Consider the following 1,636-nt stretch of genomic DNA (forward strand, 5'->3'; position numbering starts at 1 on the left):
GAGCGACATCATGCGGACGCTCGATACCGGCGGCCTGTCGTCTATCGGGTTCGCTTCGGTCGAGTTGCCGCAGGGCGGTGGTATTCGCTCACTCGTCCGGTCGTTGTCGAACCGCTACTCGTGGATGCCCGGCGGCGCGTGGGCGTCTGCACCGCTCACAGAGGTGGACGACGAAGACGCCGGAACCGCCGCGGCCAAAATCAACACCCTCGTCCGCGAGGCTGCTCGCTCGAAACTCACGCTGCCGTGTGAAATCACGAGCGCCGACCGGGCACTCGTCGTCCTGTCGGGGCCGCCGGAGACCCTCTCACGGAAGGGGTTCGAAGGCGGGCGCTACTGGCTCGAACGAGAGGCAGACATCGTGGACGTGATGGCGGGCGACGAACCGCACGACCGAGCGACGAGTCTCACGGCCGTCGTCCTCTTCTCGAACGTGACCGACGTGGCTCGAATCGACGAGATTCAGGAGGCGGCAGTCGAACACCAGCAGGCGCTGGACGCCGACGAGTCGGCAGACGAGACGGCCACAGAGACGGCGGACGAGACGGCCACAGAGACGGTGGACTCTCGATGAACACCCCGATGGACGACGACTGGCAAGACGCGCCGACGTGGCTTCCGAGTCGAGTCGCGAACACGGCCACCGCCATGCGTGTCGACCTGTTCTCGTTGCACGCGTCGTGGATGAAACTCGTCTTCTCGCGCGAGTACGAGGGAGACCACTCGGTCATCGAGAACTGGGAACCCGAGAGTACGGGTGAGGCCGTAGGGCACCGTCTCTGGGCCGCACTCGGCGTACTGTCCCTCGTTCTCGTGTACCCTGTCTTCGTCCTTGGTCTGGCGACGCGGTACTACGCGCACCGAATCGACCGTATCACGGCGGGCCTCGGGTTCGTCGGCGTCACGGCTGTCTCGCTTCTCGTCTGGGGAGGCCTGACCGCGGCGACGTACCTCTCACCAATCGCATTCGAGGGGTTCGTCGCCGTCGCGGTGGCGGGCGTCGTCGCAACCGTCTCCGCCGTCCTCGCACTGTTTTTCTCCGGCCGAACGGGACGACTGACGACGGTCGCACTCGCCTACCCCTTCGGGGTCACTGCACTCTTTCTCCCACCCGTCGTCGCTTCACTCTACTCGCCGACGCTCGCGTCGGTCGTCTTCCCGAGTTCGACGTCACTCGCAATCTGGTTGCTGAACAACGTCCTCGACTTCGCTGGCATCGCCGCGTTCATCCGCGCGTCGTTCGAGTTGCAGGGCCTGGCGTACGTCGGCATGTGGTTCGCCCTCGCGGTTCCAGTCGGTTGGTCGCTCGGTGGACTCGTCACGCTCGTGAACCGTGTTCGGACCCCACGTCCGTCGCCGCACGCAGAGGGCGCAGGGTCGAAGCTGTACCGCTGAACGCGGACAGCGCGTTCACTCCTCGGGTTTTTCGAATCGTCGACGACAACGTGAGGTGACGAGCGAGGTCAGCGAGGGACGAGAGTTGAACTCCACTCACTCCGCTCACGTTTGTTCACAGAAGCGACTGCGGGGACGAGATATGAACCGGGCCGAGACGGTCACCCTCGCTTCGCTCGGGTGCTGCGACTCGTCGGGTTCAAATCTCTCTGGTCGCACTTGACACTCGTCACAACGTTCC

1 protein-coding gene and 1 pseudogene are annotated in these 1,636 nt (G+C 64.7%); both read left to right on the forward strand.

The genetic code is table 11. The features are described 5' to 3' along the window. Positions 1–574 (forward strand): annotated as a pseudogene (locus tag AUR66_RS21720) (tubulin/FtsZ family protein); the annotation flags it as partial. Further along, a complete protein-coding gene (locus tag AUR66_RS03635) occupies positions 571–1,395 on the forward strand; it encodes a hypothetical protein (protein WP_197409668.1) in 825 nt (274 codons plus the stop codon). The pseudogene AUR66_RS21720 and the gene AUR66_RS03635, both read left to right, overlap by 4 nt. Positions 1,396–1,636 lie beyond the last annotated feature (241 nt).

The sequence above is a fragment of the Haloferax profundi genome, assembly GCF_001469865.1.
GTDB classification, from domain to species: Archaea; Halobacteriota; Halobacteria; order Halobacteriales; family Haloferacaceae; genus Haloferax; species Haloferax profundi.